Here is a 24,129-nt window from a genome sequence, read left to right on the forward strand (position 1 = left end):
TGACCTCGAAGATTGTGATAAAGTATTAAGAGTGGAAGGAGATAATTTTCATCCCGGGAAAATAATGATGTTAGTAAATGAAAATGGATTCCGGTGCCAGGTGATGGAAGATTAAGCCTTTTTTCAAAGGAGGAAGTGATATCTTTATGGGCGTATTAAAACAGCAACCATGGAAAATAATCACGCAGAAGAGAAATTAGCGGCCCTCGGACTGGAACTGCCACCTGCCCCATCGCCATTGGGCGTTTACAAGCCTTGCCTTATTGATGGCAAATACCTGTATCTCTCCGGTCATGGTCCTGTGCAGAATGATAGATCCCTGATCATCGGCAGGATAGGCGATGCGCTGGACATAGAACAGGGAAAGCTGGCTGCAAGACAAGTGGGATTAACTATGCTGTCTACCATCAAAACGAATGTGGGCAGCCTGGATAAAGTGAAAAGGGTGATCAAGGTACTTGGAATGGTAAACTGCACACCCGACTTTGAACGGCATCCATATGTAATAAATGGTTGCAGCGAACTGTTTGCCGCTATATGGGGAGAAGAAAACGGCATAGGCGTGAGAAGCGCTGTGGGCTTTGGTTCTCTGCCCGACAATATACCTGTGGAAATAGAAGCCTTGTTTGAACTCTACTAACCAGTCCCACCTAAGAAGGATAGAATTATGTTTATAATAGATGCACATCTTGATCTGAGTATGAATGCGCTGGAATGGAACAGGGACCTGCAGCAGCCGGTAACTGCCATCCGCGCCAGGGAAGCGGGCATGAATGATAAACCCGACCGCGCCAAAGGCGTGGTGGCTTTCCCTGAACTGCGGAAGGGAAATATAGGGTTGGTAGTAGCCACACAGATCGGCCGCTATGTGGCGCCGGATAACCCGCTGCCGGGCTGGCATTCGCCGGAACAGGCCTGGGCGCAGACACAGGGGCAGCTGGCCTGGTATAAAGCCATGGAAGATGCCGGTGAAATGGTGATGATCAAAGACCTGCAAGGCCTGGAACAGCACCTGCAGCTATGGAACAACGGTGCTCCCAACGATAAAAAGCCCATCGGTTATATACTCAGCCTGGAAGGAGCTGATTCCATCGTGAACCTGGAATACCTGGAACGTGCCTATAATAACGGATTGCGGGCTATAGGCCCCGCCCACTACGGGCCTGGCCGCTACGCCAACGGAACCGATGCCACCGGCCACCTGAATGAACAGGGGAAACAACTGATCCGGGAAATAGAACGGCTTCACATGATCCTCGATGCCACCCATCTCTGCGACGATGCGTTCTGGGACGCCCTCGATGCTTTTCAGGGACATGTCTGGGCCAGCCACAAGAATTGCCGCGCGCTGGTGAACCACAACCGCCAGTTCAGCGATGAGATGATTAAAGCCCTCATTCAGAAAGGGGCCGTTATCGGCGGCGCCCTCGACGCCTGGATGATGGTACCGGGCTGGGTACGGGGTCAGTCTGATCCCCGTAGCATGGGCTGTAACCTGGAAAAAATGATCGATCATATGGATCATATCTGCCAGATCGCCGGCAACTCCCTGCATGTGGGCATCGGCACCGACCTGGATGGGGCATTCGGCAAAGAGCAATGCCCTTACGACCTGGAAACTATTGCCGACATGCAGCAGCTGCCCGCTCTCCTGAGCAAAAGAGGTTACAGCGCTACCGATGTCGATAATGTAATGCATGGCAACTGGCTCCGCTTTCTGCGGAATGCCTGGCGCGGTTAAAGCGAAGTGGGCGCCTTCGGCGCTGTAAATTGTCTTGGTACGGGATTACGCTGATTATACTGATTTTTTTGATTTGATTACATTGGATTTTTTTGAGATTCCAGGGGATAGAAGCGAACAACCTGCTTTTATCTCCCTGTATTTTTTTAATACTGTAAAATCCAGGATATAATCAGCATAATCATCATAATTCTGAGTCAGACACACTCCGCTGTTATCTTTGCTTTCATCTCCCTGAATCCTTTAAAAATCCAATGTAATCAAATCAAAAAAATCAGTATAATCAGCGTAATCCTGTACCAAGACAATTTACAGCGCCGAAGGCGATCTCCGCTATTAATCAGCATAATCATCATAATTCTGAGTCAGACAAACTCCACTGTTATCTTTGCTTCCATCTCCCTGAATCCTTTAAAAATCCAATGTAATCAAATCAAAAAAATCAGTATAATCAGCGTAATCCCGTACCAGGACAATTTCCATCGCCGAAGGCGATCTCCGCTATTTTTATTAATTTGCGCGAATGAATTTTCTCGAAGTATCAAACATCAGCAAGGAACTGCACGGCGCTTATATTTTAAAGAATGTCAGCTTTACCCAACAGGCGTTTCAGAAAATAGTAATAGCAGGTGAAACCGGCTCAGGCAAAAGCACGCTGATGAAAATTGTGGGCGGCATGGCCCAGGCAGACAGCGGCACCGTGATGTTTGAAGGCAAGCGTGTAAAGGGCGCGCTGGAAGTATTGATACCAGGGCATCCGGGTACTGCTTATCTCTCCCAGCATTTTGAACTGAGAAATAATTACCGGGTAGAAGAAATTCTGTCCTATGCCAATAAACTCACCGATGAAGACGCAGCGGAGATCTACAACATTTGCCGGATCTCCCATCTCCTGAAAAGAAAAACAGACCAGCTGTCTGGCGGTGAAAAGCAACGCATTGCCATGGCCCGGCTGCTGATATCCTCTCCCAGGCTGTTTTTACTGGATGAGCCTTACTCCAACCTGGATATGATCCATAAAAGCATCCTGAAAAATGTGATCAGCGATATAGGGGAGAAGCTGGGTATTACCGTGATGCTGATCTCCCATGATCCCATGGATATTTTGCCCTGGGCAGATGAAATACTGGTGATGAAAGACGGGGAAATTGTACAGCAGGGATCGCCACAGCAGATCTATAACCAACCGGTAAATGAATATGTGGCAGGACTGTTTGGAAAATATAACCTGCTCCCTCCCGGAAAAGCCGCTGTACTGGAAGGATTGCCTGGTATTGTGCTGAATGGCAAGCCTGTTTTTATAAGACCGGAAGATTTCAGGATTGTACGCACTAAAAAAGATGCAGTGCCCGGGCAGATCCGTGATATTGCCTACTACGGCAGTTTTCTTGAAGCTGAAGTAGCGCTGGGCGCCGAAGTGGTGACCATCAGAACCACGGATACCCGCCTTAAAAAAGGCGCTGTTGTGAACGTAAGCGTAGCGCCGGAAACCGTATGGTATTTCTAAGGTTTTATTCCCATGATCTTTTTTCCTGTAAACCCGTTATAGGGCTTGTTTTGCAGCATAGCCCCTGTTCTGTCCCACGACACGGCGTAATGTATTACCACCACCAACGCCAGCACAATGCTGGCGCGCAGATGGCCCAATGATAGTAACGACCACACTGCTGCGCCAAACAGGAAGAGTTCGAGTAGCAGTCGCGCAACCCCGGGAATAGCCACCGGCGCAGGCTTCGGGTCGTTAGGGATGCGGAATACGCCCCACAGCACCGCGGCAATAAGTGGAAATGCTACTGCCAGTGTATAAGAAAGCCAACCTTCTCCCATGTGCGCTCCGCGGTAGCCAAGTATCACCAGCATTAGTATTTCCAGCAGGAAACGGATGGTTAAGTTTATAGGATGCGTGTTCATGTAATTGTTTGTTCCAAAATAAATATTTCTTTTATCTTAAGCGGTTGAAAAATTTAGCTGTTATGAAAAAATACCTCACTGTTGTATGTTTTGTGTTGCTGAATATAACCGGTTCCCTCTTTGGCCAGTCGCCGCTACGTTTCTCCAAAGACGTTAATACCATCAGGGAATTTGATAAGATGTATGCAGCCCCTGAACATCCGATACTGTTTGTGGGCAGTTCATCTATCAGGAAGTGGGACGACCTGGAGCGTAATTTTAGCCGGTATGTAGTATTGAACAGGGGAATAGGCGGCGCAGAAACCAACGACATTACCTATTTTGCCAACGATATTATTTTCCCCTATCATCCCCGCCAGATTGTGATCTATGTAGGTGAAAATGACCTGACAAATGAAGCGGCTACTGCAGATACTTTATTGCAACGGTTTAAAATACTGTACACTACCATCAGGAGTAAGCTGCCGGAAGTGCCGATAGTGTATATTTCCATGAAACCAAGTCCTTCCAGGGAAAAGTTCTTCGGAAAAGCGAAGCAGGCGAATGCACTTATCAGAGATTATATCTCCAGGGAAAAAAATATACGATATGTTGATATTTTCTCCCTGATGCTTGATAAAGCAGGAAAGCCGCGCCGGGAGCTATTTGTACAGGATATGCTGCACATGAATAAAGATGGATACGCCATATGGGAAAAAGCGGTGCAGCCGCTGTTGTTAAAGAGACAGGCAGAAAAGTAAAACGGGGCCGGGTATATGAAAAAAAAGTATCTTGCCACCTGATTAATACCTTTATATAACACATGATACTGGATACACTGCAGAACGCCCATCTTTACTACCGCCTCGGCGTTAAATTTATCAAGGCTTTTGAGTACCTGGCGCAAACTGACCTGGTAAGCCTGGAGAAAGGCAAGTATGAAATAGACGGGACTAATATCTTCGCTATCGTTAATGAATACGATACTGTAGACGCCTCTACCGAACAAATGGAAGCGCATAAGAAGTACATCGATATCCAGTATATGGTGTCTGGTTCGGAACTGATAGGCCACGATTTCCTGGGCGAACAGACGCCTTCCAAAGCATACGATGAAACAGCCGACTACCAGCTGTTTGCAGAGCATCCCATGTTCTTCTCCCGGTTGGAAAAGGGGATGTTTGCCATTTTCTTTCCTACCGACCTGCATATGCCCAATATCAAAGTGAGTACGCCTATGCCGGTAAAAAAAGTAGTGATTAAAATAGCGGTGGATTTATAATATCTTCCCAAATTTACCGTCCATCATTTCGTTATTAAAAACAGCATATATTTCCTAGTTTTAGGAATGCGTTCTGTTTTTTTTACTTTCCTGCTGATGCATGTTTTTGGCTGCATCATAGCCCAGCCACTGCGTGTAGCCGTTGCCGGTGTATCGCATGGGCATGCGGCTTTTATTCTTGGTCGCCCTGATAAAGGCGACATACAGATTGTGGGCATCTACGAGCCGGATACCGCCGTAGCAAAATTAAGGGCCCGGCAATATCATCTCCCGGAAAATATTTTTTACACCGATCTGGGTAAAATGCTGGACGCGGTAAAGCCCGCTGCAGTACTGGCATTCGGCTCCATTAAAGCCCACCGCGAAGTAGTGGAGGCGGCAGCGCCAAGGCATATCCATATTATGGTAGAGAAACCGTTGGCTACCACCGTAGCCGATGCGGAATACATGGAATCGCTGGCCCGGAAAAATAAGGTACAACTGCTTACAGATTATGAAACCAGCTGGTATCCTTCCGTGGCAAAAACATTCCAGCTCCTGGAAGACAGCAGCTACGCCGGGAAAATAAGAAAGGTAACGGTAAATGATGGCCACCAGGGGCCCAGGGAAATTGGCTGCGGCCCGGAATTCCTGAACTGGCTTACGGACCCGGTGCTGAACGGTGGCGGCGCGCTCATGGATTTTGGCTGCTATGGCGCCAACCTTATGACAGCCCTGATGAAAAACCGTTTACCCGTATCCGTTACCGCAGTAGCCCGTCACTTTAAGCCGCAGGTATATCCTAAAGTAGAAGACGATGCCACCATCCTGGTTGATTACGGGGATGTGCAATGCACCATACAGGCCTCGTGGAATTGGAGCTTCAGCCGTAAAGATATGGAAGTATACGGGGATAAAGGCTATCTCATTGCCGCCGATAAAAATACCCTGGTGCAACGTAACAATGAACGGACGCCGGCTGTAACGCGCCGTATAACGGCAACGGATATACCGGTTTATGAAGATCCGTTCCGCTACCTGATAGATGTGCTGAATGGTAAGGTGAATATGCCGGCATACGGGTTGTATGCACCGGCCAATAACGTAATTGTAGTGCGGATCCTGGCCGCCGCACGGGAATCTGTGCGTACCGGCAGGGCGATTAAGTTCTAAAAGATGTTTTAATAAAAGAAAAGGTGTGGCAGCATCTGCTACACCTTTTCTTTTATACAGGTTTTCCAGTATCTTGCGCACTCAAAATTAACCGCCATGAAATCCATTGTTAACTACTTTAGCCTCATCGGGGAATTTACCAATCCCGGAAAGTTTATGTGGGAAGCCTTCCTGACCGGCTTTATTGTTTTTGTTATCGCTGTAGTATTAGTGATCTTACTGCGGAAATTTATACTGGTGCCCCGTTCCGGTAAAATCCTGCGTTTCGTTGCGTATTGCTGGTTTGCAGTGTTGCCGCTGCTGGCAGCTTTCTTTGCATTTAAATGGGGATTTTTTAATAGTGTCAGGAAAGATGTAAAAGAACATGCCGGCGTATATGCGAAACATGTGCCGGCAGTATTTGATGACCAGGCCACTGCTGCGGTAGAATCCCTGTTCCGCCGGAAGGATGGCTCACTTACAGAAATATCGGCCCTCAGCAGCAACCAGCTGATTGATACCGCTTCTGTGCTGATCTATAACGTATACGGCAGTACGTTGGAGCAGCAGGCGGCAAAGCAGGGCGTACAGGGCAAGCTGGCCGCCTTTATGCTGCGTACTACCAAAGGCGCAGGTATTGCCTTTGTAATCAAAAAGTATATCCGTAAAATGCTTTCGGAGAAGATAGGACTACAGGAAGCGGTGAGCGCAGACCTGATGGAAACAAAAATTACGGCTATCATAAATGGAGGACTGTTTGTAAACATTGCCCTGATCCAGGTGGATCATTTCCTGAAAGGAATGCAGAAAGGCGTACTGATCACCTTCCTGCTTATTTTCGCCATACCCTGCGCAGAGATAGGAGTTGCACATTACCTGCACCGTAAGAAAAAGAGAGCAATGGTACCGCAACCCGCGGCCGTGTAAAAACAGGATCGTCTTTCTCCCGGATACCACCGCCGGGAGAAAGGCGAACCTCATTTCCCGTTTAAATAATATTTCCCCGCTATATGCAACCATATGCCTTTCAATTACCTTGAGTTTTTTATACCCCTGCGATCTTTTTAGGCGGAAGAAATCGTAACTTAACTATATAGTTAAAACAGGATAGGCGTGAACGTTATTTCTGATGAAAAACTGGTATTATGAGATTTAACTGTTTCTATATCATTTTCCTCAACATAGGTATCCTTTATTCCGGTATCAGCTCCAAAGCCCAGGTTACATCTTTCAGCGATACATATCAGCAACTAAGCCGGTTTATGGACTCTGCGCTGGTGCCCATGAAAAGCGGCACTACCAGTCTTGCTTTCTCCGTGAAAGCGGAAATAGATCATGGCGCTATCACCAAACTGGATTGCTCTACCAATGTGGCAGGTAACCTGAAACCACGTATCTTCAGGCTGGAAGAACTGGATATCAAATGGAATAAATTTACCGGCAAAAGCGGGAAGTACTATGTGATTATCCCGGTGTATTTTATTGTGGAGCATAGCACTGGTAAAATTCAGCTCAACTCAAAAACGGAGTTTACCAATGGATTTTATTTTGACGACGGTGACCTGTTCGATAACAAGCCCCTGAATAATTATTATTTCCTAAAGCCCATTTACCTGCAGCGTTACCTCTGAGGAAGCCGCATGCTGCAACCTGTATTGGGAAGGAGTAACCCCTTCAAAGCGTTTGAAAAATTTGGTGAAATTGGAATTGTCGAAAGTTAGTTTCGCAGCAATATCCGAGATGGTAAGCGTTTGATCCAGCAACAGCTTCCTGGCTTCTTCCATTAATCTCATCTCAAAAAAATAACAGGGCGCATGACCGGTGTGCAACTTAATGGTATTGCTCAGGTGTACCGGGTGAATGTACAATTGCCGCGCAAAATCCTGGATATGATACATCTGGTCGATGCGGCCATCCATCACCTGGTCTATATGTTCATTCACCGCCGCAATAAAATCTGCGGTGATGGCTGCTTTCCTGGTCTGGTATTTTTTTGGAAGAACGGGCATGACGTTTTATATCTTACCTAAAGATACTAAATGATATTATCATGTAACAACGACTTTAACATTTCCTAAAGGTTACCTTTTCCATGTTGCCTGTATAAAGGTTAAATTCTCCTGTTATGCGTCTTTCACTCTATTACCTGGGTATTCCCCTGCTGGCCCTGTGTGCCTGCCAGGGAGGCATGAACAAAGAAATGAGGGACTATGCAGCCACTGCGGACTCCACCTCTTTCTCCAACGACATTACCGATCTTCATTCCGCTTCCCGCAAAAGAGTAAAATCAGCCGACGTGCGATGCCGCGTCAGCAATGTGTTTGCGGCTACTTCCCGCATGGAGCAACTGGTTACGCGCCTCGGTGGTATTGTAGTGGAAAGTAATTTACAGAATGAGGAGGTGCAGCATTTTAACGTGCCCTACTCAGCTGATTCTGTAAAGGAGGTACAGCTTTACACGCCTGTTGCCAACCTCACGCTGAAAGTGCCGGTAGCGCATCTTGATTCTGTAGTGTATGATCTCACCGCTAATGCAAAATTTATTGATCACCGCGTGGTGAAAGACCAGGACATGACCCTGAAATACCTGGCCAATGCAATGAAGAACGAGCGGCAGGAGCAGCAGGAAGTGCAGCTGAGCAAAGTAACGCCCGCAAAGAAAGGCTCCACCCTGGATGTGGTGGAATACAAAGACCAGAAGGGCGAAGCCGCTATTGACCGGCAGATGAATAACCTTGCGATACTGGACGATGTGGCTTACTCCACCTTCACTGTGCAACTGTTCCAGCCGCAGGTGACCGATGAGCAGGTGATCGTTAACCCTGAGCGGCTCACCCGCGCAGGCTTTGGCACAGAGCTGCTGGTAGCGCTGCGTGGCGGCGCAGAAATTTTCCGCAATATCCTGCTTTTCTTTATCCAGCTGTGGCCCTTTGTGCTGGCGGGTATAGTGGCCTGGGTGGGCTACCGCAAACTATTATGGCGTAAAAGCTAAGCTTCGCTGAGAAACGCTTCCAGTAACCGGTTAAACTCCGCCGGACGTTCCATCATAGGCGCATGGCCACATTGATCTATCATCACCAATGTGGCATGTGGTAAATGACGCCGGAATTCCCGGGCTACATCCGGCGGAGTGATTTTATCTTCCGTACCCCAGATCAATAATGTTTTCACTGGTATCTCCGGTAGTAATGCTGCCACATAATTACGGTTGGCAGATTTTGCCATCTTTACAATAGCATAGCATTTCCGGGCATCTGTGGTTGTCTGGAATACCTCTGCCACCAACGCATCTGTAGCTATAACAGGGTCATAAAAAGTATAGGCCACCCGCTCCCGTATATAGGCATAATTGCCCCGCTTAGGATAACTACCCATACTGGTATTTTCATAAAGACCGGAACTGCCGGTAAGGATCAACCTGGCTACCTGCGAAGGATAGCGGTGGGTATACAGGATAGCCACATGCCCGCCCAGTGAGTTGCCTACCAGGATCACCTGTTGCAATCCGGCATTGCGGATGTATTGATCAAGAAAGTTGGTGAGGTACTCAAGCCGGTCGCCGGAATGCGCCTCATAGATGGGAAGGGATGGAATATGAATATCATAATGCGGTTGAAAATGTGCCACAACGCCTTCCCAGTTACTAAGTCCGCCAAAGAGCCCGTGCAATAGGATCATGCTTTGCTTCATATCTTTTTTGATACAAAACTATTACGCACAAAATTGAGGGGCTGTGATCTCAGTCACAAAAGTTACGGCTTTGATCCAGGAGGTATAAACGCGCCCTGCTGAGGGCTTCCCGGCTGGTGTACAGGTAGCGTGCAATATTGGTGAGCGATATTTTCTGTATGATGGCGGGGCGTCTTTCCAGCAGGAACCGGTAACGCTGCAACGGCGTTTTTAAAGAAAGGATATACTGGTGCTCGGATTGTTGTTCCAGCAGTTCCTGGTACAGCTGCAGGTTTACATGCAGCAGGTTCATATGCAGATCGTACAGGGGCTGCAGCTTTTTAATATTTATTCTCAGTATCACTGCGTCTTCAACGGCAACAATACTAATGGCGGAAGGCGCTTTCCTGTTATAGCTTTCACAGTTGGCCAGGAAATCATCGGCGAAGCCGAACTTCACTATTTTTTCATTTCCCTCCTCATCCAGTATAGAAAATTTAAACATACCGGAGATCACAAAAGCGGAATACCGGGCAACTTTACCATACCTGAGAAAAGCATCTCCTTTTTTTATGTGTTTTACAGTGGCAATACTATCGAGTAACTGCCATTCTGCCTGGGTTACTACCGGGTATTTTTTCATGAGACGATCATACCAGGCGGGCAATACATGATCCATGTCGGCAATTATTTGCCCGCAAGATAATGATTCGTATTTATTTTATACGCCCAATAAAAATGCAGCAGGAACGTTCCTGCTGCACCTGATGAATATACTATCTGCTTTACTTAGCCTGGTCCCGTAATGCTTTTATCTTATCGTGTGAACGTTTCAGTTCCGCTTTTTGCTGTGTCAGTAATTCCCTGATGTAAGCCGGAAGCGCTTCATGTTCTATAGCGTCTTTATAAGCCCTTTGTGCGGCATCTTCTCCTGCTTCGCAATTGGAGAGCACTGCTTTGCGGTCATGCCCCGTGAAAACCGCTTTTACATCCATCCAGGCGCGGTACACTTTACCGCTGGCGGTAGTACCGGGCTCCATTGTTCCACCGTTGGCCTGTACTTCATTACCGAGGACATTTCTAAGCTGGTGGCTTTCTGCAATCATATCGGTAAAAAGCGGCCTCAGATCACTGTTGTCTTCCTGTAATTCCTTTAATGCTTTTTCATAACCTGCAATACGGTCGTTGTTGATCGCGATGAGGTCATTCAATACTTCATTAGTGGCACTTGCTGTGATATTTTCCATGGTAATTTTTTTTAGATGTACCATGTACCGGCCATAAAACATGCCAGTAACCTAATTGTATCATTGACAAGGAAATAACTGTATTAAACGGTTAACAGGTGTAGAAGCGCTTAATCATTCTGTGGCAGAACTTCGCGGGTATGCTGAACGGAAATGCGGTAAACGGCTGTTTCCGCAAAGCGGGAGGCTACCACGATGTGCGTACCATTAGCGTGCTGGTCAAAAAGTTCCTGTACCAGCGCAGGACTGTTATTATCGCGGGAAAGATGGGAGAGCAGGAGATGGCTCATAAACGGCGGCCGGTGCGTAGTAAATATTTCCAGGGCCTGTGCATTGGATAAATGCCCTTTCCCGCCGCGGATGCGTTTTTTCAGGTAGTAGGGGTACCTGCCTTTATCGAGCATTTCCTCATCGTAATTGGCTTCCAGGAAAGCGGCATGGCATTGCTGAAAATGACGGATCACATGTTCACAGGGCGCGCCGATATCGGTAAACACGCCTATGGTGACCGCGTTGCCGGCTACAATAAAACTATGTGGCTCGGAAGCATCGTGGTGTTTTGGAAAAGCAGTTACAGATAAGGCGCCAACCTGTACCGGTTCATATGGGGTAAATGACATGACCAGTTGCTGCTCCAGCGTAAGACCGCCATGTACCATGGTAGCATTGGTAATATACACCGGCAGGCGGTATTTTTTTGCCAGTACGGGTACGCCCCTGATATGATCGATATGTTCGTGTGAAATGAATATCGCTTTTACCTTATTCATGGAAAGTCCCAGGCGGGCCATCCGCTTTTCCGTTTCCCTGCAGGAGATGCCCGCATCTACCAGCACGGCTTCGCTGTCGTTGCCTATGTAATAACAATTCCCGTTACTTCCCGAATTCAATGATGTGATAAATAGCGACATGTGGCAAAGGTAAAATTTCAGGATGAGATTTGCAGCGGCCGGTATTTGTAAATGCAACTATGTTGCAAATTGTTTTTTTTATTATGTTTGTATAGTTTAAGAAACCTGCTTGTGATACTCTTTTTGCATTGGGGCATTTCCCCGGAAATTTTCCGCATTGGCGGTTTTGCGCTGCGCTACTACAGTTTGGGCTTTATGCTGGCTTTTGCAGCCTCGTACATGGTGTTGCTGTATGTATTCCGGCTGGAAGGGCGGCCCGGGGAAATGCTGGACCGCCTGTTGGTGTACATCATAGCCGGCACTTTGGCAGGCGCGCGCCTGGGGCATTGTTTGTTTTACGACTGGGCTTATTATAAAGTACATTTTTGGGAGATGATCCTGCCATTTACCTTTTCAGATGGTCAGATCACTTTCACGGGCTACCAGGGACTGGCCAGTCACGGCGGCGCCATAGGTATTGTAATCGCCGCTGCACTTTTCAGTTACCGTTTCCGGGTACCGCTGATGTGGCTGCTGGACCGCCTGGCGCTGGTAGTGCCGCTGGCAGGCGCCTTTATCCGTACCGGTAACTTCTTTAATGCGGAAATCATTGGCAAGCCCACCAACCTGCCATGGGCCGTGGTATTTACAAGGGTGGATATGCTGCCCCGCCACCCGGCACAGCTGTATGAGGCATTGTGCTATATCATCATATTTGTATTGCTGTGGCGCCTGTACCATAAGCATCCGGAGCCGGGCAAATTATTTGGCTGGCTGCTTACGGGTGTGTTCAGCGCCCGTTTCCTGATTGAATTTGTGAAGGAAAACCAGGTGGCTTTTGAAAGCGGGCGCCTGCTGAACATGGGACAGCTGCTTAGTATCCCGATGATTATACTGGGTATTTATTTTTTAAATTTTTATAAGAGAAAATATGGAGAGAGATGAACGGGTTAAAGTATATATTTTAACAGGCTTCCTGGGCGCGGGTAAAACAACCGTGCTAAACAGCCTGCTGCAGCAATTTGCAGGGCACAATAACATTGTTATTGAAAATGAATTCGGGAAAGTGAATATCGACGCCAGCCTCATTACGGAAAAAATAGACCAGTTGTATGAACTGACCAGCGGCTGTATCTGTTGTTCGCTGGATAACGATCTGCTGGAAGTATTAGGCGCCATCCTGCAAAAAGAGGATCGCCCGGAACAGGTGTTTATTGAAACCACCGGGATAGCCGATGTGGGCAACATCATCGGGATGTTGCTGATGCCGGAGGTGCAGCGGCATTATACATTGGTGAGCACTATTTGCGTTGTGGATGCGGAAAATATTTTTGAAAGATTGCAACAGGCGCCTGAAGCGGCTAAGCAGTTGTCTTGCGCCGATGTGATCATCATCAATAAAATAAAACACCTGGATATACCGCAGCTAATTTATCTTTCCCGGCAGCTGGAGCAAATGAACCCGCTGGCATTCATCACTACCTCAGAGGATGGCGCCGTAGCACTGAAAACAATACAATTCCCTGAGAAACCGCTATCGGCTGCTGCAGCGGTGGCCCCGGTGAAGCATCCGCATAAGGTGAATACGGTGTTGTTTGAATCGCCCGATGCGTTTGACCTGAACATGCTGGTGTTTGTGCTGGACTTTCATTTCAATGCGTACCCCGACCAGCTATACCGCATCAAAGGATTCATCCGTGTGAAGGATAGCCAGGAAAGAATGCTGGTACAGTCTACCGGGAAATACCTGCACATACAACCGGCAGGAGAGTGGGGCGCCGCCACGCCTGCATCTGCACTGGTATTTATTGGGCGGGAATTAAAAACAGCTACCATCCAGCGGATACTTTCCCCGGCGCTGAAAAAATAGTTTTATGGAAAATTCCGGAAAGAGCATCTACCCTGAAACCTGTTGTTATGATGAACGCCCGGAAGTTAACCGTATTAATGGTAGGTATCCTTACTTTATCAGGCTGTTTCGTATATGCGTGGCGGTATGGAGCAGTGGTGATGGCTGCCGCCCGTATAGAAACGGGAGCATATCCGCCTGCGGTGGTAGGCGCCCTTCCGCTGCCGCCGGGGTTTACACGATTGCCGCAACCCGCCGGTAGTTTTGGCGCCTGGCTACGGTCTATGCCACTGAAAAGGGATAACAGGGTATATCTTTATAACGGGCAATTAAAAAACAACCAGCAGGCGCAATATGCTGTGCTGGATATTTCCACCGGCAACAAAGATCTCCAGCAATGCGCCGACGCTGTGATCCGACTGTATGCTGAGTACCTGTACAACAGCCGGCAGTTTGACAAGATCGCTTTTCATGCCACCGACGGCACCCTCATGGATTATTCCAGCTGGATGAAAGGAGACCGGTTTGTACTGAAACAAAACCGTTTGGTAAAGGTGCGGAAAGCGGGGCCCTGCAGCGGGCAGAATTGCTTCAGTGATTATCTGGAAACTGTTTTTTCCTGGGCGGGTACGCTATCGCTCAGCAAGGAGTTACTACCGGTAAAGGATACACGTAAAATACTGCCAGGGAATGTTTTTATAAAAGGAGGCGCCCCGGGGCATGCGGTGATTGTAATGGATGTGGCAGAGAATGCGGCCGGTGAAAGAATGTTCTTACTGGCGCAGAGTTATATGCCTGCGCAGAGCATTCATGTGTTGAAGAACCCGGCGGGCGCTTCGCCCTGGTATAGTGCGGGGTTTACAGGTAAGCTGTTAACACCGGAGTGGGTGTTTGATGCGGGGGAGCTGTCAAGGTTCCCATAATCAAAAGCGGGTGTATCATACTTTGATACACCCGCTTTGTTCGGATACTAAATGGTGCCGGCGGCTATTTAAGCGATGCTCAGCGCCTTCATTTATATACCCTTTTCCTTTTATCCTTCCGTTAATAATTTATCCAGTAATGCTTTCAATTCAGGATTGGAAGGCCGCAGCGCATCAGCGCTCACAATTTTGCCATCCGGCGCAATCAGTATAAACCGTGGAATGGCGTTAATATTGAACTTCTGGATAAAATCCGACTGGAAATCCTTATCAGCAAGTAACTGTATGCCTTTCAGGTTTCCTTTCTGTACAAAATCCTTCCACTTTTGTTTATCTGCTTTTTTATCGACCGATAAGCTCACAAACTGGATCTTTTTATGGTCGTACAGCGCTTCTATCTTCGATAAATGGGGAATTTCCATTTTGCAGGGCCCGCACCAGGTGGCCCATACATCTATATAAACATATTTCCCGCGTAAATCTTTCAGGGAAACTTTTTTACCACTCACATCTTCATAAGAAAAATCGGGCGCAGGGGAATTGTCGCCATAAGTATTGGCATTCCTGTAAATGCCCTGGATCTCTTTCAGGTGTGCGGGATTTTTTGCGCCCGCAATGTAATCTTTGTACAAACTATCGCGCACACGTTTATCCTTCAGCATTTTCAGCGCGCTCTGTGTGCCGGTATAGGTGTAATATTCCGACATAAAAGGGTCCGTGATTTCACCTTTGGAAATATACAGGTCCATCAGGGTCCGTATGTTATCATCTTTCACAGATGCTTCAAACAAATGCCTGTACTTTGTGTACCGTACAGTAGAAAGATAGTGCTCCAGCACTTCCCTGTACCAGGCGGACTGTTGGAACAATACCGCATCATTCTTATCCCAGTTGTTCATGGTGATATTATCCAGCAGTTTACGTTCTGTGCTGTCGAGCCTTTTCACCCGCATAGCCCTGCCGGCTTCCGACAGGCGGCGCTGGAAGGCGGTATCCATCCTGTTGCCGGTTTCCATCATTTTATAGAAGGCTTCCTGTTTCTGCAGGTCTGTTCCGTAAAACAGGCTGTAATCAGCCAGTACATATTTGGCGTAATAAGACAGGTCCTTGCCGGCCATTTCCCGGAAAAATGCGCTGGATGATTGATCAAACGAGTGTTGTCCATCTTTCACAAAAGCCTCCATCTTGCTGATAAATACCGGTACAGGAGTATACAGCGCTTCCTGTCCAAGTATCCGCTCAGGCGAAGTTTGTACATATTTGGATAATGCCTTTCGTGCGTCTGAAGTGGCATTATTCTCCATGCTGCCTTTGCCGCTGAAGCGGTAGCTGCTATCCGGTCCCAGTGCAATTTCAAGCTGGTAGCCTGGTTCCAGGTACAGCTGTCCAACGCCTGTCAGAGAGTAGAATCCTTTTGCCGGTAAGTTTACTTTGCTGTTGAAGGTGCCGTCCCCGTTTACAGGGATCAGCAGGTCGGCGCCGGTCATATTTTTCAGGTGCAGCGGCGTGGTAATATCATTGCCATTCAATTTGCCGGAAAGGGTTGTTTGTTGCGCACCTGCTGTTGCGAACAGCAGTGTGCAGGGTATCAGGGTAAGAATAATACTTTTCATATAGTAGTGATTAACGGTCATTTAATTGCATGTCTGGATTAAATTGCTGTACGCGGGCAGGGATCTGGAAAACATATTTTTTACTGCCTGGTTCCAGCGTACCTTTTAAGGCGCCGGTGCTGTTCACCCTGCGTTCTACCAATGGCATGCGCCCTTCGCGATCCAGGCGCTTCATGTCCATCCAGCGTACCCCGCGGAAGGCCAGTTCCCGTCTGCGTTCTTCCAGCACTTTCTTCAGGGCGTCTTCTTTGCCGGTGGCAGTGAGCGGGATATAGGCGCCTGGTTCGAACCGGTATTTCCGCAGCTCATTTACCACGTTCATGGCAGCTTCCACCTGGTTATCACGCGCAAGTACCTCAGCTTTTGTCAGGTACATTTCCTGGAAGGTGGTACCGAAATTGGAATAGCCGTTTTCGGCAGAATAGTAATAATCATCGGGAAGATTATCAAAGGAGTAGGCGAGGTAGGTCAGCCGCAGATCACCGGGTTGGTATAAAGTGCTCAATCCATGCTGCATGCCCATCATAGAAGGAATGGTATAATCTGACGAGGCGCGTTGCCAGAGCACCTGCGGGTTCATATCAGTTGGAGGAAAGGCATATGCATCTTCATAATCATTGAAGTTGATCATGTTGTGCGGTGCGGTTAGCGCCAGGTCGGTATACTTTTTCGTGTTGGCATAATCCTGCATATAGAGATACACCCTTGACAGCAAACTATACGCAGCATATTTCGTAGGCCGGTATTTGTTGAGGTTGGTGAGCGGCAATGCAGCAATGGCATCGGTTACATTGGTAACGATGGTATCCAGTGTTGTTTGCACAGAAGACCGTGGCGGCGCTTTATCTGTTACATTGGTGCTGTGCACCAGTGGCAAACCTGGGTCGTTGGCGGCGGTGGCCGGGTTATATGCTTTTGCGAACAGCGTCAGTAGCATAAAGTAGCAATCTGCGCGGATCACCAGGGCTTCTGCGAGTGTGGAGGCGCGGGCCGCCGGTGTGCCATCCGTAGTGGCCATTACATTATTGATGATCACATTGGCATTGTAAATACTGTTATACAGATCGCCCCATGCAGCGGGGTTTTCTTTTTCGTTCTGGTCGATACCCGGCCGCCAGTAGTAAGCATTGGCTGCAGGCACGGTGCTCAGGTCGTCAAATTCCTCGTAATAGTCGTCGGTACAATACAACAGCGCCGGCGGAAAGGTAAGCGTCAGTTGCCTGGAGTTCAGCATCAGCTGGTAATCGCTCAGCTTTTCCGGGATCACGATCCCCTTTGGCTTTACTTCCAGGAACTTATCACAACCGGAGAAACCGGTAATGGCAAGCAAAAGGACAAAGGCAATATTGATTGATCTCATAGATGAATGATTAGAAGTTAGTAAAAAGGGAAATGCTGTAAAGCGGCCGTTGTGGCAGCGTTCGCACGCCGCTGGTACGGTCTATCGCTTCCGGGTCAATATCATTTCCGCTGAATGTATAGCAGAACAGGTTCTGGCCTTGTAACCGGATCTGCGTTTGATTAAGCCCCATCCGTTTTAGAAAATCAAACTTCGGGTTATAGGTAATGATGAGGTCGCGCAGGCGGATATAATCTGCTTTGCGCACAAACTGCGATGCATACTGGTAACCGTAACGGGCATACGAAGAGAAATAGAAAGGGTCCTGCGCCCTGCCGGGTGTAAACCCGGGAATATTGGTGTAAAGCTCATCACCGGCCTTTTTCCAGTAATTGGAGGAGCCTTCCAGCAGGGAGGTGCTGTAGGTGGTGATGTTCACAGGATTCGGTTGTTCCACCCGCATCACATGGCCCCCGTAGTACATAAAAAGAAATGAAACATCAAACGCGCCTACAGTGAACTGGTTATTCAGGCCCAGTACATATTTGGGCGTGGTAGTACCGTTATAAACCAGGTCATCAAATGCTACATCCACTACTGCATTGCCGTAAAAATCCAGGATATGCCGGCCACCTTTGGCATCATATACAAAGGGTTTGCCCATGTTTGTCAGTCCGCCGTAATTATAACTGAATAACGCATCCATGGGATAGCCCTGCCGGTTAATACGGCTGCTGGTGATATATTCTGAATTATCGTATTCGCTGGGTTTTACCGCCAGTACTTTATTATTGTTCAGCGATGCGGTAAGACTGGTACGCCATTCGAACCGGCGATTCTGTACATTCACGGAGGAGATCAGCAGGTCTACGCCGCTGTTCCGGATAGTAGCCGTATTGGCGTTGTACTGGTTAAAGCCGCTGGTAGGATCTGCATCGTATTGCCCGAACACATCCCCGGTTCTCTTGTAGTAATAATCCACGGAGCCAAACAGGTGGTTGTTGAAGAAGCCATAGTCCAGGCGCAGGTTATAGGTGCGGGTGGTTTCCCAGCGGAGCGATTGGTTCTCCGGTGTCATCACATAAAAAGATGGTTGGGACACTTCAAACACGTTGTTCAGTTGCGAAGCGAGGATGAGGAAAGGGCCATTGTTGCTCACCGGTACGTTACCATTGAAACCCGTAGTGGCATTCAGCTTCAGCTCACTGATCCAGGTTTTGTCTTTCAGGAAATCTTCCATGTGCAGTCGCCATGCAGCGCCTGCCGACCATAAGGGGCGGTACTTGTATTTGGGATCCACACCAAACAGGTTTGACTGGTCGATGCGGTAACTGCCGGTAACAATATATTTACTGTTGTAGATATAGGTGCCTTGTGCATAATAGGAAAGAAAGCGCCGGTCGGAGCTGGTTTCATTTACATATTCCTTCAGTGTAATGCCACCGCCGAACTGGGATACGTCTGGAAACGCGGGGTTGGTGTACAGGCTGGCGCGTTGCAGGTTAGCAGGCCTGCTGATCAGCGATTGCCCATCGTACCCGAAATAACTGTTAAGATAAGTGTCGTTAGTCGTTTTCCGCTGTTCCATACCCAGGATGCCCGACATTTCATGACGGCCGTTGGCCGAGCGTTTATCAAAATTCAGCTGCGCGCGCAGGGTGTAGTTCACCGCTTTCTGATCTGTTCTCCGGAGAATATTACCCTGGGGGATGTCAATAAACACTGGTTTCCCGTTGGGATCCTTGCTGGCTTTGAGGTTTAACAGCCGGCGTACCAGGTAGGATTGTTCACTCCGGAGGTTGTCCTGCAACCCTTGCTGCCTTTCGTAATTGCCGCCCACTTCGGCCGACATCCAGTCGGTGAGCTTTCCTTCCAGGCGGGCCTGTACACGGAATGCATTCGTGTTGATGCTGGTGGTATTGGCAGTAAGCTCGCGGTAGGGATAATACAGCTGGTCATATAAACCAAGCGCCATGAGCCGGTTGTTGCGTTCACGGCTAACGCCATAATTGAGATAGTCCCTGTTGGTTCCCTGCGCTACCGCCAGCGGGGTACCGTTGGCGTCGGCCAGTTTCTCGTAGGGATAAAAATCATTGATGGGAGCAGTAGTGCCCTGTTCAGATTCAGCATGTGAGTACACGCCGCGGAAATCCATTTTCAGCCGGTTGGAAAACTGATAGGTATTGGCAAAATTCAGGATCAGCTGGTTGTTCCTGGAACCTATATTCACAGGTTGTTCCGCAATATAATTTATGCCCAGGAGGTAAGTACTTTTTTCGCTTCCCCCGCTTACATCCAGGTTAAGGTTGGTAGCCTGGCGGTTGCGGAAATAAAGGTCTTTATATTCCTGCGTATTGTCGTAGCTGCCCAGTGAATCCAGCTTTTGCCGTGCTACCTCCGGGGTAATACGTTTTTTCTGCTCGTCAAAAAGAATGGCTGTGGCAGGGCTCATAGGCCGGCCATAGGAGGTATAGGAGCTTTCATCCGGGTTGCTGCGCCTGAATTGCGCTTCCTGCAGGTTTACAAATTCCTTTGCACCTGCAAGCTTCAGGTAGCCAAAGTCGGGCGACTGCTGCAGCGCGGTAGTGGCGCGCAAACTGAATTTTGCTTTACCGGATTTTCCGCGTTTGGTTTCTACCACAATCACACCGTTGGAGGCGCGTACGCCGTAAATGGCTGCAGCCGCGGCATCCCGCAATACGGAAATGGAAACGATATCGATAGGGTTGATATTGTTAAGGTCGATTTCCGTAGGGAAACCATCCACCACTATCAGTGGTTTTTTTACTGCATCGAAAGTAGAAACGCCGCGGATAGACAATTCCCCCGACTGGCTGTTGTACACCAAACCAGGTATTTTTCCTTCCAGGCTTTCCAGGAAGTTACCGGTAACGGCTACACGCTGATCGTATTCCTTTTGCGTAATTACGGAAGCCGCGCCGGTGAGCTGGTATTTGGGGATCTTTTTGTACCCGGTGGAAACCGTCACATTTTCCAGGTTCCGTACATCTGCCTGAAGGGCAATACGGATATCGCTGCGCCCATTTACGGAGATTTCCTGTGGGGTATAACCGATCATCTTTACCACCAGTACAGCGCCTTCTTCCACATCGCCGCTGAGCAGGAATGCGCCGCCGTCGTCTGTAACAGTGCCCCGGGTACTGCCTTTCAAGAGGATGGTGACACCGGGCAGCGGCTCCCCCTTTTCATTGACCACGGTGCCTCTTAAATGGGCCAGCTGTGCAGCCGCAAAACCGGTTTGCCCGCCATTGAGCGGTTGCACCGGGCGGGGTTTTCCTGTTACAAGGATCGTATTGTTGCGGATGACGTATTTCAGCGGTTGTTCCCTGAACGTAAGCTCCAGGAATGCTTCCAGCTGCATGTTCTGCGCGTTTACCGTAACTTTCCTGGCAGTTTTCAGCAGGTCGGCATTGTACACCACCAGGTACCCCGTTTGTTCCCTGATCGCGGAAAATGCTTTTTCAAGGGGTACATTTTTCCCCGAAAAGGTGATCTGTTGTGCATAGCTGCCCGCTGTTACATGCAGGAATGCAGCTGTGAGAAGAAGCATGGTTAGTTTCATGACTTTTAGTATTGGGATCGCCGTTCGGTAATGCGATCCTCTGATTTTAGCTGACAACCGGCAGCTGTACACAGCTGGAGCCCCGGGGGCATGCGGGCTTTGCATACCTTTCCCGGACCGGTTACAAAGAGCATTTAATTGCATAGCTTTGCAATGGTTTAGTTGATGAATAAGGAGTCTTGCGTGACTTGTTTTCTCAGTTAAGCCAATCTCTGACCGGAAGTGCTTCGAACCGCTTCCGGTTTTTTTGTGGCAGATGATCTGGTTGATTAATAATTATGGCATGACAGTCAGTTTTCTTCCTGATAATTTAAAATGTACACCTGATTCCTCCAGGAACTGCAGTACGTCTTTTAGTTCAAGGTCTCTTCCCATTTCCCCGCCGAAAGTAATGGCCGGGATATTTTTTTCGTATACTACCTCTACATCGTACCAACGGGAAATTTGCCGCATCACCACTTCCAGCGGGGCTTGCTGGAAATTGAAGATGCCGTTCTTCCAGGCAATGGCCTGACCGGTATTCGCATGTGCGTCTACTGTAATGGACTGGCCTACTACTGCCTGCTGTCCCGGTAATAATACCTGGTTATCGGTAGCGGTTTTTACCAGGATCTTTCCCTGTAAAAGGGTAGCCCGCAACGCTGATTCATCCGTATAGGCGTTTACGTTAAAGCTGGTGCCCAATACTTTGATGACAGTACCGTTATCAGTTTTCACGGTAAACGGTTTGCTGGCATCAGCGGCTACTTCAAAGTAGGCTTCTCCCGTAACTGTTACTGTTCTTTCCCCTTCGGGAAAAGCAACCGGGTACCGGAGCGAGGAGGCTGCATTGAGCCAAACGGCGGTACCATCCGGCAGTATCACCCGGAACTGGCGGCCCCTGGGCGTAGCTACCGTATTATAGGCGAGGGAGGACGAAGAAGCGCCATTACCGCTGTTGTATAACAGCTGCCCGTTCCGGAGCCTTACAGCCGTATTTCCCTGTTGGGTAATGATCCCGTTTTTCAGGCTGTCGAGCACCACCTGCGAGCCATCCGCCAGGGTAAGTACAGCGCCTTCCCTGCCGGGTTGGATGATGTTATTGGGACGCTGTGCCACCGGCGCCGGGGACTTAGGGCGGGCAAGGAAATAGAAGCCTGCGCCCAGCAATAATAAAACAGCGGCGGCGGCCCACCACCTGCGCATATTGACTGTTTTGGCAACGGAAGGCGCGGCGGTGCGCCGGTTCGCTTCTTCCAGTATATAGGAGAACATCACCTGCTTATCCTCCGGCATCTCGCCGGGATAATTATTTTTTTGCAACGCCGCTTCTATCGCGGCTTCCTGCATCTCTACGGCTCTTTCTTCCAGCACCCATTGCCGGAAAAGCTGCAGCTCCTCCGGGGTAATGCTATCGTCCAGGAATTTTTCTACCAGGTGTTGAAATTCGGATGGCAACATATGATGCGTTGTTAAAATGATAATAGTGCCTGCCGCCGGGAGGCAGTTCCAGGTAAAGACAATCAGATAAGCGGGGGTAAGACGTCAGGAAGAAAATATTTTTTAACGGTAGAGGAAAAAGACCAAAATGCCCAGTTGGCCGGCATTTTTACCCAGGTGCCTGCGGATGGCCAGCAGGCAGCGGACCATATAGGTTTTGGAAGAAACAACGGAGATATTCATGCGACGGGCAATCTCTTCATGCGTTAATCCATCCCGCCGGCTCAACAGGAACACCGTTTGCATTTGTGGAGGTAAATTTTCAATGGCCTGGTGAACAGCTGTTTCCAGCTCCTTATATTCTATCCGTTCCTGCGGCGTTAAATTATTGTCCCTGAAATAGGCCTGCAGAAACTCCGCGTTTTCTACCGGCAATACTTTTTTCTTTAACTCATTGCGGATCACATTCCTGGCCACTGTAAACAGCCAGGCGTCAAAGCGGTCTACCTCCGGGAGTTTCGCCCGGTTCATCCATATGCGGATAAAGATCTCCTGCGTGAGGTCCTGCGCCAGTTCTGCCGATTTGGTAAAGTGCAGCGTATTCATGTACATCCTGTCCGAATACCGGTCGAATAAAACCCGGTACGCATATTCATCCCCGGCGGCCACCAGCCGGAGCAGTTCCCGTTCGTTGTCTGAATTACTGGACATCCTGAAAAATGCTACTATCCACAGTGATTGGTTGATTACCGGCTAAAAGTAGCAAAAAAGCATAATAAACGTTTTACTTATCTTTACTCATTACCATGACCGATTCATCTTTCATAAAACTATCTGCTCTTACCGGGAAAATCCAGCAGGCGCTTCAACAGGTGTTTGCAGAACAAACCTATTGGGTGGTGGCAGATGTAACCAATCACTCCTACTACCAGCAGAAGGGATATCATTATTTTGACCTGGTGGAAAAAGAGGCGAATGCAGGTGGTATTGTAGCTAAAGTTTCGGCGGTGGCATGGGGGAACGGCGCTATCCGGATAAAGGAATTTGAATTTGTTACCGGGCAGCAGTTTAAAAATGATATTCACGTGCTGGTGAAGGTGGCTGTAGGGTATCACCAGGTGCACGGATTACAGATCACATTGCTGGATATAGATACCAGTTTTACAGTGGGGCTGCTGGAACAGCAGAAGCAACAAACATTGCTGCGGCTCACCACTGAATGCGCGGATTTTATACGGAAGACGGGCGACCGTTACATTACCCGCAACAACCAGTTGCCGCTGCCCGGGGTGATCCAGCGGCTGGCGGTGATCACTTCCGGCAATTCCGCCGGTTACCAGGATTTCCGGCATACGCTGGAACATAACCATTTCGGGTATACGTTTAAGATCGATAATTATTTCACCGTAGTGCAGGGAGAAACGAAGGCGGAGCTGGTACAGCAACGGCTGATAGATATTTACCAGCGACAGGTGCCCTATGATGCCGTAGTGATTATCCGCGGGGGAGGCGCGCAAACTGATTTCCTGATCTTTGATACCTTTATCCTGGGC

Annotated in this window: 24 protein-coding genes; 13 read left to right on the top strand and 11 right to left on the bottom strand. The window is 48.5% G+C overall.

The window, feature by feature from the left end:
* The first annotated feature begins 169 nt into the window (after positions 1-169).
* From VIM72_RS18925 to VIM72_RS18935, 3 genes are all read left to right on the top strand, one after another.
* Positions 170-640, top strand: a complete 471-nt coding sequence (locus tag VIM72_RS18925; RefSeq protein ID WP_332004386.1) for a RidA family protein — start codon at positions 170-172, stop codon at positions 638-640.
* A gap of 27 nt (positions 641-667) precedes the next feature.
* Complete coding sequence (locus VIM72_RS18930; RefSeq protein WP_332004387.1) at positions 668-1,741, top strand: dipeptidase; 1,074 nt, start codon at positions 668-670, stop codon at positions 1,739-1,741.
* Positions 1,742-2,264: 523 nt separating this feature from the next.
* A complete protein-coding gene (locus VIM72_RS18935) occupies positions 2,265-3,248 on the top strand; it encodes an ABC transporter ATP-binding protein (protein WP_332004388.1) in 984 nt (327 codons plus the stop codon).
* Here VIM72_RS18935 and VIM72_RS18940 read toward each other — a convergent pair.
* Positions 3,245-3,652, bottom strand: a complete 408-nt coding sequence (locus VIM72_RS18940; protein WP_332004389.1) for a YrdB family protein — start codon at positions 3,650-3,652, stop codon at positions 3,245-3,247. The two genes, VIM72_RS18935 and VIM72_RS18940, sit on opposite strands and share 4 nt — an antisense overlap.
* 62 nt (positions 3,653-3,714) lie before the next feature.
* Between VIM72_RS18940 and VIM72_RS18945 the strand changes: the two genes are divergently transcribed.
* From VIM72_RS18945 to VIM72_RS18965, 5 genes are all read left to right on the top strand, one after another.
* Entirely contained in the window at positions 3,715-4,392 is a 678-nt protein-coding gene (locus VIM72_RS18945) for a GDSL-type esterase/lipase family protein (protein WP_332004390.1), read from the top strand.
* Positions 4,393-4,454: 62 nt separating this feature from the next.
* Positions 4,455-4,913 (top strand): YhcH/YjgK/YiaL family protein, encoded by a 459-nt coding sequence (locus VIM72_RS18950; RefSeq protein WP_332004391.1) that lies wholly within the window; start codon positions 4,455-4,457, stop codon positions 4,911-4,913.
* A gap of 66 nt (positions 4,914-4,979) precedes the next feature.
* Entirely contained in the window at positions 4,980-6,065 is a 1,086-nt protein-coding gene (locus VIM72_RS18955; RefSeq protein WP_332004392.1) for a Gfo/Idh/MocA family oxidoreductase, read from the top strand.
* Between the two features lie 96 nt (positions 6,066-6,161).
* Positions 6,162-6,971 (top strand): hypothetical protein, encoded by an 810-nt coding sequence (locus VIM72_RS18960; protein ID WP_332004393.1) that lies wholly within the window; start codon positions 6,162-6,164, stop codon positions 6,969-6,971.
* 218 nt (positions 6,972-7,189) lie between these two features.
* On the top strand, positions 7,190-7,675 hold the full coding sequence (locus VIM72_RS18965; protein ID WP_332004394.1) for a hypothetical protein: 486 nt from the start codon (positions 7,190-7,192) through the stop codon (positions 7,673-7,675).
* Here the strand turns inward: VIM72_RS18965 and VIM72_RS18970 are convergent.
* The gene (locus VIM72_RS18970; protein ID WP_332004395.1) at positions 7,643-8,053 is read right to left on the bottom strand and encodes a helix-turn-helix transcriptional regulator; all 411 of its coding nucleotides are present in this window, start codon (positions 8,051-8,053) and stop codon (positions 7,643-7,645) included. The genes VIM72_RS18965 and VIM72_RS18970 overlap by 33 nt on opposite strands.
* Before the next feature lie 116 nt (positions 8,054-8,169).
* Here VIM72_RS18970 and VIM72_RS18975 point away from each other — a divergent pair, with 116 nt between their 5' ends.
* Complete coding sequence (locus VIM72_RS18975) at positions 8,170-9,036, top strand: DUF4349 domain-containing protein (RefSeq protein ID WP_332004396.1); 867 nt, start codon at positions 8,170-8,172, stop codon at positions 9,034-9,036.
* On the opposite strand, the gene VIM72_RS18980 is transcribed toward VIM72_RS18975, so the two are convergent.
* From VIM72_RS18980 to VIM72_RS18995, 4 genes are all read right to left on the bottom strand, one after another.
* The gene (locus VIM72_RS18980; protein WP_332004397.1) at positions 9,033-9,722 is read right to left on the bottom strand and encodes an alpha/beta hydrolase; all 690 of its coding nucleotides are present in this window, start codon (positions 9,720-9,722) and stop codon (positions 9,033-9,035) included. The two genes, VIM72_RS18975 and VIM72_RS18980, sit on opposite strands and share 4 nt — an antisense overlap.
* A gap of 61 nt (positions 9,723-9,783) precedes the next feature.
* Complete coding sequence (locus VIM72_RS18985; RefSeq protein ID WP_332004398.1) at positions 9,784-10,392, bottom strand: Crp/Fnr family transcriptional regulator; 609 nt, start codon at positions 10,390-10,392, stop codon at positions 9,784-9,786.
* A 106-nt stretch (positions 10,393-10,498) separates the two neighbouring features.
* The gene (locus tag VIM72_RS18990; RefSeq protein ID WP_332004399.1) at positions 10,499-10,960 is read right to left on the bottom strand and encodes a PA2169 family four-helix-bundle protein; all 462 of its coding nucleotides are present in this window, start codon (positions 10,958-10,960) and stop codon (positions 10,499-10,501) included.
* A 110-nt stretch (positions 10,961-11,070) separates the two neighbouring features.
* Positions 11,071-11,871 carry an MBL fold metallo-hydrolase gene (locus tag VIM72_RS18995; protein WP_332004400.1) on the bottom strand — a complete coding sequence of 267 codons (801 nt, stop codon included), beginning with the start codon at positions 11,869-11,871 and terminating at the stop codon, positions 11,071-11,073.
* 111 nt (positions 11,872-11,982) lie between these two features.
* Between VIM72_RS18995 and lgt the strand changes: the two genes are divergently transcribed.
* Genes lgt through VIM72_RS19010 form a run of 3 tightly spaced genes read left to right on the top strand, consistent with a single transcriptional unit; the run spans position 11,983 to position 14,622 of the window.
* Complete coding sequence (lgt, locus tag VIM72_RS19000) at positions 11,983-12,795, top strand: prolipoprotein diacylglyceryl transferase (RefSeq protein WP_332004401.1); 813 nt, start codon at positions 11,983-11,985, stop codon at positions 12,793-12,795.
* Positions 12,782-13,720 carry a GTP-binding protein gene (locus tag VIM72_RS19005; protein ID WP_332004402.1) on the top strand — a complete coding sequence of 313 codons (939 nt, stop codon included), beginning with the start codon at positions 12,782-12,784 and terminating at the stop codon, positions 13,718-13,720. The genes lgt and VIM72_RS19005 overlap by 14 nt, the downstream gene beginning before the upstream one ends.
* 47 nt (positions 13,721-13,767) lie before the next feature.
* Entirely contained in the window at positions 13,768-14,622 is an 855-nt protein-coding gene (locus VIM72_RS19010) for a DUF4846 domain-containing protein (protein WP_332004403.1), read from the top strand.
* Positions 14,623-14,732: 110 nt separating this feature from the next.
* On the opposite strand, the gene VIM72_RS19015 is transcribed toward VIM72_RS19010, so the two are convergent.
* The 5 genes from VIM72_RS19015 to VIM72_RS19035 all read right to left on the bottom strand — a co-directional run bounded on the left by VIM72_RS19015 (position 14,733) and on the right by VIM72_RS19035 (position 23,287).
* Positions 14,733-16,235, bottom strand: a complete 1,503-nt coding sequence (locus tag VIM72_RS19015) for a TlpA disulfide reductase family protein (RefSeq protein ID WP_332004404.1) — start codon at positions 16,233-16,235, stop codon at positions 14,733-14,735.
* Positions 16,236-16,245: 10 nt separating this feature from the next.
* A complete protein-coding gene (locus tag VIM72_RS19020; RefSeq protein WP_332004405.1) occupies positions 16,246-17,595 on the bottom strand; it encodes a RagB/SusD family nutrient uptake outer membrane protein in 1,350 nt (449 codons plus the stop codon).
* 10 nt (positions 17,596-17,605) lie between these two features.
* Positions 17,606-21,157 (bottom strand): SusC/RagA family TonB-linked outer membrane protein, encoded by a 3,552-nt coding sequence (locus VIM72_RS19025; protein ID WP_332004406.1) that lies wholly within the window; start codon positions 21,155-21,157, stop codon positions 17,606-17,608.
* 276 nt (positions 21,158-21,433) lie between these two features.
* Positions 21,434-22,597 (bottom strand): FecR family protein, encoded by a 1,164-nt coding sequence (locus VIM72_RS19030; protein ID WP_332004407.1) that lies wholly within the window; start codon positions 22,595-22,597, stop codon positions 21,434-21,436.
* A gap of 102 nt (positions 22,598-22,699) precedes the next feature.
* Positions 22,700-23,287, bottom strand: coding sequence for an RNA polymerase sigma factor (locus tag VIM72_RS19035; protein ID WP_332004408.1), 588 nt, complete (start codon positions 23,285-23,287; stop codon positions 22,700-22,702).
* Positions 23,288-23,382: 95 nt separating this feature from the next.
* Here VIM72_RS19035 and VIM72_RS19040 point away from each other — a divergent pair.
* On the top strand, positions 23,383-24,129 hold a 747-nt coding region (locus VIM72_RS19040), incomplete at its 3' end, for an exodeoxyribonuclease VII large subunit (protein ID WP_332004409.1).

Source organism: Chitinophaga sp. (assembly GCF_036569185.1).
GTDB lineage: Bacteria > Bacteroidota > Bacteroidia > Chitinophagales > Chitinophagaceae > Chitinophaga.

Coding starts and splice junctions, on each gene's coding strand:
- VIM72_RS18925 (WP_332004386.1), top strand. CDS start 170: ATGGAAAATAATCACGCAGAAGAGAAATTAGCGGCCCTCGGACTGGAA.
- VIM72_RS18930 (WP_332004387.1), top strand. CDS start 668: ATGTTTATAATAGATGCACATCTTGATCTGAGTATGAATGCGCTGGAA.
- VIM72_RS18935 (WP_332004388.1), top strand. CDS start 2,265: ATGAATTTTCTCGAAGTATCAAACATCAGCAAGGAACTGCACGGCGCT.
- VIM72_RS18940 (WP_332004389.1), bottom strand. CDS start 3,652: ATGAACACGCATCCTATAAACTTAACCATCCGTTTCCTGCTGGAAATA.
- VIM72_RS18945 (WP_332004390.1), top strand. CDS start 3,715: ATGAAAAAATACCTCACTGTTGTATGTTTTGTGTTGCTGAATATAACC.
- VIM72_RS18950 (WP_332004391.1), top strand. CDS start 4,455: ATGATACTGGATACACTGCAGAACGCCCATCTTTACTACCGCCTCGGC.
- VIM72_RS18955 (WP_332004392.1), top strand. CDS start 4,980: ATGCGTTCTGTTTTTTTTACTTTCCTGCTGATGCATGTTTTTGGCTGC.
- VIM72_RS18960 (WP_332004393.1), top strand. CDS start 6,162: ATGAAATCCATTGTTAACTACTTTAGCCTCATCGGGGAATTTACCAAT.
- VIM72_RS18965 (WP_332004394.1), top strand. CDS start 7,190: ATGAGATTTAACTGTTTCTATATCATTTTCCTCAACATAGGTATCCTT.
- VIM72_RS18970 (WP_332004395.1), bottom strand. CDS start 8,053: ATGCCCGTTCTTCCAAAAAAATACCAGACCAGGAAAGCAGCCATCACC.
- VIM72_RS18975 (WP_332004396.1), top strand. CDS start 8,170: ATGCGTCTTTCACTCTATTACCTGGGTATTCCCCTGCTGGCCCTGTGT.
- VIM72_RS18980 (WP_332004397.1), bottom strand. CDS start 9,722: ATGATCCTATTGCACGGGCTCTTTGGCGGACTTAGTAACTGGGAAGGC.
- VIM72_RS18985 (WP_332004398.1), bottom strand. CDS start 10,392: ATGGATCATGTATTGCCCGCCTGGTATGATCGTCTCATGAAAAAATAC.
- VIM72_RS18990 (WP_332004399.1), bottom strand. CDS start 10,960: ATGGAAAATATCACAGCAAGTGCCACTAATGAAGTATTGAATGACCTC.
- VIM72_RS18995 (WP_332004400.1), bottom strand. CDS start 11,871: ATGTCGCTATTTATCACATCATTGAATTCGGGAAGTAACGGGAATTGT.
- VIM72_RS19005 (WP_332004402.1), top strand. CDS start 12,782: ATGGAGAGAGATGAACGGGTTAAAGTATATATTTTAACAGGCTTCCTG.
- VIM72_RS19010 (WP_332004403.1), top strand. CDS start 13,768: ATGATGAACGCCCGGAAGTTAACCGTATTAATGGTAGGTATCCTTACT.
- VIM72_RS19015 (WP_332004404.1), bottom strand. CDS start 16,235: ATGAAAAGTATTATTCTTACCCTGATACCCTGCACACTGCTGTTCGCA.
- VIM72_RS19020 (WP_332004405.1), bottom strand. CDS start 17,595: ATGAGATCAATCAATATTGCCTTTGTCCTTTTGCTTGCCATTACCGGT.
- VIM72_RS19025 (WP_332004406.1), bottom strand. CDS start 21,157: ATGAAACTAACCATGCTTCTTCTCACAGCTGCATTCCTGCATGTAACA.
- VIM72_RS19030 (WP_332004407.1), bottom strand. CDS start 22,597: ATGTTGCCATCCGAATTTCAACACCTGGTAGAAAAATTCCTGGACGAT.
- VIM72_RS19035 (WP_332004408.1), bottom strand. CDS start 23,287: ATGTCCAGTAATTCAGACAACGAACGGGAACTGCTCCGGCTGGTGGCC.